The sequence below is a fragment of the Variovorax sp. 20P10.2.4 genome, assembly GCF_058244205.1.
In genome coordinates this window covers 1-5610 of the sequence record NZ_JBZAYE010000495.1, presented here as the reverse complement: position 1 = coordinate 5610, position 5610 = coordinate 1, and the positions used below count along the sequence as shown (strand labels likewise).

The 5610-nt window shown below is 50.9% G+C and carries 2 tRNA genes and 3 rRNA genes; all 5 read right to left on the bottom strand.

The features are described from left to right. Positions 1 to 10: 10 nt before the first annotated feature. The 5 genes from rrf to AC27VN_RS31130 all read right to left on the bottom strand — a co-directional run bounded on the left by rrf (position 11) and on the right by AC27VN_RS31130 (position 5257). Positions 11 to 123: ribosomal RNA gene (rrf, locus tag AC27VN_RS31150) — 5S ribosomal RNA — on the bottom strand. A gap of 140 nt (positions 124 to 263) precedes the next feature. After that, positions 264 to 3134, bottom strand: a 23S ribosomal RNA gene (locus AC27VN_RS31145). Positions 3135 to 3450: 316 nt separating this feature from the next. Continuing rightward, positions 3451 to 3526, bottom strand: a tRNA-Ala gene (locus AC27VN_RS31140). A gap of 30 nt (positions 3527 to 3556) precedes the next feature. Further along, a tRNA-Ile gene (locus tag AC27VN_RS31135) sits at positions 3557 to 3633 on the bottom strand. An 89-nt stretch (positions 3634 to 3722) separates the two neighbouring features. Further along, a 16S ribosomal RNA gene (locus tag AC27VN_RS31130) occupies positions 3723 to 5257 on the bottom strand. Together the 16S, 23S and 5S rRNA genes with 2 tRNA genes alongside form the textbook arrangement of a ribosomal RNA operon. Positions 5258 to 5610 lie beyond the last annotated feature (353 nt).

Sequence of the window (5610 nt, the reverse complement as noted above, 5' to 3'; positions counted from 1 at the left end):
GGCTGTAAGAGCCTGACGATGACCTACTTTCACACGGGAACCCGCACTATCATCGGCGCTGAGTCGTTTCACTGTCCTGTTCGGGATGGGAAGGAGTGGGACCAACTCGCTATGGTCATCAGGCATAAAGGGTTGCCTGGTTGATCACATGATCAACCAAACGAATTCATAGAGTTTTGAATCAGCACGCGCTCAGGCGTTATTTGAATGTATTTTGAATGCGTCAACTTGGCATAACACCTTGATCTTCTGATCAAAGTTATAGGGTCAAGCCGCACGAGCAATTAGTATCAGTTAGCTTAACGCATTACTGCGCTTCCACACCTGACCTATCAACGTCCTGGTCTTGAACGACTCTTCAGGGGGCTCGAGGCCCCGGCAGATCTCATCTTGAAACGAGTTTCCCGCTTAGATGCTTTCAGCGGTTATCTCTTCCACACTTAGCTACTCGGCAATGCCACTGGCGTGACAACCGATACACCAGAGGTGTGTCCACTCCGGTCCTCTCGTACTAGGAGCAGGCTTCCTCAAATCTGCAGCGCCCACGGAAGATAGGGACCAAACTGTCTCACGACGTTTTAAACCCAGCTCACGTACCTCTTTAAATGGCGAACAGCCATACCCTTGGGACCGGCTACAGCCCCAGGATGAGATGAGCCGACATCGAGGTGCCAAACACCGCCGTCGATATGAACTCTTGGGCGGTATCAGCCTGTTATCCCCAGAGTACCTTTTATCCGTTGAGCGATGGCCCTTCCATACAGAACCACCGGATCACTATGTCCTGCTTTCGCATCTGCTCGACTTGTCAGTCTCGCAGTTAAGCACGCTTATGCCATTGCACTATCGTCACGATGTCCGACCGTAACTAGCGTACCTTCGAACTCCTCCGTTACGCTTTGGGAGGAGACCGCCCCAGTCAAACTGCCTACCATGCACTGTCCCCGATCCAGATAATGGACCTAGGTTAGAACCTCAAACACACCAGGGTGGTATTTCAACGTTGGCTCCACAAGATCTAGCGACCCTGCTTCAAAGCCTCCCACCTATCCTACACAGATCTGTTCAAAGTCCAATACAAAGCTACAGTAAAGGTTCATGGGGTCTTTCCGTCTTTCCGCGGGGAGATTGCATCATCACAAACATTTCAACTTCGCTGAGTCTCAGGAGGAGACAGTGTGGCCATCGTTACGCCATTCGTGCAGGTCGGAACTTACCCGACAAGGAATTTCGCTACCTTAGGACCGTTATAGTTACGGCCGCCGTTTACTGGGACTTCAATCAAGAGCTTGCACCCCATCATTTAATCTTCCAGCACCGGGCAGGCGTCACACCCTATACGTCCACTTTCGTGTTTGCAGAGTGCTGTGTTTTTAATAAACAGTCGCAGCCACCGATTTTTTGCAACCCATTCATGCTCCGTTGTTCACTTCACACTAATAGGGCACACCTTCTTCCGAAGTTACGGTGTCAATTTGCCGAGTTCCTTCTCCTGAGTTCTCTCAAGCGCCTTAGAATACTCATCTCGCGCACCAGTGTCGGTTTGCGGTACGGTCGTATACAGCTGAAGCTTAGTGGCTTTTCCTGGAACCTCGTTCAGTCACTTCGCGAGCAAGCTCGCTCGATCGTTGGCCTCGGTATATGTGCACCGGATTTGCCTAATGCACGCCTACATCCAACTAAACCGGGATATCCAACACCCGGATGACCTATTAAGATCCGTCCCCACATCGCACTGTATATCGGTACAGGAATATTGACCTGTTTCCCATCAGCTACGCATCTCTGCCTCGCCTTAGGGGCCGACTCACTCTACGCCGATGAACGTTGCGTAGAAAACCTTGCGCTTACGGCGAGGGGGCTTTTCACCCCCTTTAACGCTACTCATGTCAGCATTCGCACTTCTGATACCTCCAGCACGCTTTACAACGCACCTTCACAGGCTTACAGAACGCTCTCCTACCACTTGCAATAAATTGCAAATCCGCAGCTTCGGTAACTGGCTTAGCCCCGTTACATCTTCCGCGCAGGACGACTCGATCAGTGAGCTATTACGCTTTCTTTAAATGATGGCTGCTTCTAAGCCAACATCCTGACTGTTTTAGCCTTCCCACTTCGTTTCCCACTTAGCCAATTTTAGGGACCTTAGCTGGCGGTCTGGGTTGTTTCCCTCTTGAGTCCGGACGTTAGCACCCGGTGCTCTGTCTCCCAAGCTGTACTCTTCGGTATTCGGAGTTTGCCTTGGTTTGGTAAGTCGCCATGACCCCCTAGCCAAAACAGTGCTCTACCCCCGAAGGTAATACTTGAGGCACTACCTAAATAGTTTTCGGAGAGAACCAGCTATTTCCAAGTTTGTTTAGCCTTTCACCCCTATCCACAGCTCATCCGCTAGTTTTGCAACACTAGTCGGTTCGGACCTCCAGTACCTGTTACGGCACCTTCATCCTGGCCATGGATAGATCACTTGGTTTCGGGTCTACACCCAGCGACTGATCGCCCTATTCGGACTCGATTTCTCTACGGCTTCCCTATTCGGTTAACCTTGCCACTGAATGTAAGTCGCTGACCCATTATACAAAAGGTACGCAGTCACCCTTGCGGGCTCCTACTTTTTGTAAGCACGCGGTTTCAGGATCTATTTCACTCCCCTCCCGGGGTTCTTTTCGCCTTTCCCTCACGGTACTAGTTCACTATCGGTCGATGATGAGTATTTAGCCTTGGAGGATGGTCCCCCCATATTCAGACAGGATTACACGTGTCCCGCCCTACTTTTCGCTAGCTCAGTACCACACAAGTCTTTTAACGTACGGGGCTGTCACCCACTATGGCCGGCCTTTCCAAGCCGTTCTGATAAGTCTTGTGCTATCACTAGCAGGCTCTTCCGATTTCGCTCGCCACTACTTTCGGAATCTCGGTTGATGTCTTTTCCTCGAGCTACTGAGATGTTTCAGTTCACCCGGTTCGCCTCGCATAGCTATGTATTCACTATGCGATACCTTTCGGTGGGTTTCCCCATTCGGAAATCTCCGGATCAAAGCTAATTTGCCAGCTCCCCGAAGCTTATCGCAGGCTATCACGTCCTTCGTCGCCTATCATCGCCAAGGCATCCACCACGTGCTCTTATTCACTTGACCCTATAACTTTGACGTTTCTTCACAGAAACCAAAGTCAATCAAGGAATTGCCAGGTCTTTCACCTGGCGCGTTATGCCGTCTTCATAAATCGATTTGACTCGAAATTGAAGTTCATATTGACGCAATCAAAAATTCAAGTTGCTGACGGCACGGTGAGCCATGAAGCTCTTTCCGTCAGCAACGCTGATTCAACTCTATGAATTTTTAAAGAACAGCCGATTGATCAAGAGATCCTGATCAACAACAAAGAAGCCTCATGCTTTCGCAGGAAGCCGCTTTGGTGTTGAAACGTTCCGATGGAACCGATTATTGGTTGTGGTGGAGGATGACGGGATCGAACCGACGACCCCCTGCTTGCAAAGCAGGTGCTCTCCCAGCTGAGCTAATCCCCCAAACTCTCACACACGAGATATCAGAAGATTTGGTGGGTCTAGTTGGGCTCGAACCAACGACCCCCGCCTTATCAAGACGGTGCTCTAACCAGCTGAGCTACAGACCCATTCGCCAATCATCTTCGAAATCGAAGACAACCGACTTCTTCCAACAACCGATAAGTGTGGGCGTTTAAATTAAATTGCTTGTTTCCAGAAAGGAGGTGATCCAGCCGCACCTTCCGATACGGCTACCTTGTTACGACTTCACCCCAGTCACGAACCCTGCCGTGGTAATCGCCCTCCTTGCGGTTAAGCTAACTACTTCTGGCAGAACCCGCTCCCATGGTGTGACGGGCGGTGTGTACAAGACCCGGGAACGTATTCACCGTGACATTCTGATCCACGATTACTAGCGATTCCGACTTCACGCAGTCGAGTTGCAGACTGCGATCCGGACTACGACTGGTTTTATGGGATTAGCTCCCCCTCGCGGGTTGGCAACCCTTTGTACCAGCCATTGTATGACGTGTGTAGCCCCACCTATAAGGGCCATGAGGACTTGACGTCATCCCCACCTTCCTCCGGTTTGTCACCGGCAGTCTCATTAGAGTGCCCAACTAAATGTAGCAACTAATGACAAGGGTTGCGCTCGTTGCGGGACTTAACCCAACATCTCACGACACGAGCTGACGACAGCCATGCAGCACCTGTGTTACGGTTCTCTTTCGAGCACTAAGCCATCTCTGGCGAATTCCGTACATGTCAAAGGTGGGTAAGGTTTTTCGCGTTGCATCGAATTAAACCACATCATCCACCGCTTGTGCGGGTCCCCGTCAATTCCTTTGAGTTTCAACCTTGCGGCCGTACTCCCCAGGCGGTCAACTTCACGCGTTAGCTTCGTTACTGAGAAAGTGAATTCCCAACAACCAGTTGACATCGTTTAGGGCGTGGACTACCAGGGTATCTAATCCTGTTTGCTCCCCACGCTTTCGTGCATGAGCGTCAGTACAGGTCCAGGGGATTGCCTTCGCCATCGGTGTTCCTCCGCATATCTACGCATTTCACTGCTACACGCGGAATTCCATCCCCCTCTACCGTACTCTAGCTATGCAGTCACAGATGCAGTTCCCAGGTTGAGCCCGGGGATTTCACAACTGTCTTACATAACCGCCTGCGCACGCTTTACGCCCAGTAATTCCGATTAACGCTTGCACCCTACGTATTACCGCGGCTGCTGGCACGTAGTTAGCCGGTGCTTATTCTTACGGTACCGTCATTAGCCCCCTTTATTAGAAAAGGCCGTTTCGTTCCGTACAAAAGCAGTTTACAACCCGAAGGCCTTCATCCTGCACGCGGCATGGCTGGATCAGGCTTGCGCCCATTGTCCAAAATTCCCCACTGCTGCCTCCCGTAGGAGTCTGGGCCGTGTCTCAGTCCCAGTGTGGCTGGTCGTCCTCTCAGACCAGCTACAGATCGAAGGCTTGGTGAGCCTTTACCTCACCAACTACCTAATCTGCCATCGGCCGCTCCATTCGCGCAAGGTCTTGCGATCCCCTGCTTTCATCCGTAGATCGTATGCGGTATTAGCACAGCTTTCGCTGCGTTATCCCCCACGATTGGGCACGTTCCGATGTATTACTCACCCGTTCGCCACTCGCCGCCAGGATTGCTCCCGCGCTGCCGTTCGACTTGCATGTGTAAGGCATGCCGCCAGCGTTCAATCTGAGCCAGGATCAAACTCTATAGTTCGATCTTGATTTGCGCCTGATCTCGCGATCAAGCAAAACTCACAAAAACGGAATTGAAGTGAACTTCACTTCTATTCTCATGAGCGTTTTAAGTCTTGCGACTTGTTCCGAAGAACTTACGCAATTACCTTCAAACGCCCACGCTTATCGGCTGTAATTTTTTAACGATCACCGAAGCAACTTATCGTTTACTTCGTCTTGCTCGCTGCGATCAGCGAAGCCTTGTAGTCTAACACGATTTTTAAAGAACCGTCAAACTTTTTTCAACCTCTTCACCCTCAAACCCCAGCAGAACAACTTCCGTCATCCGCCGCTGAAGCCGTCCAGCGAAGCCCTCGATTATGCACAGCTTTT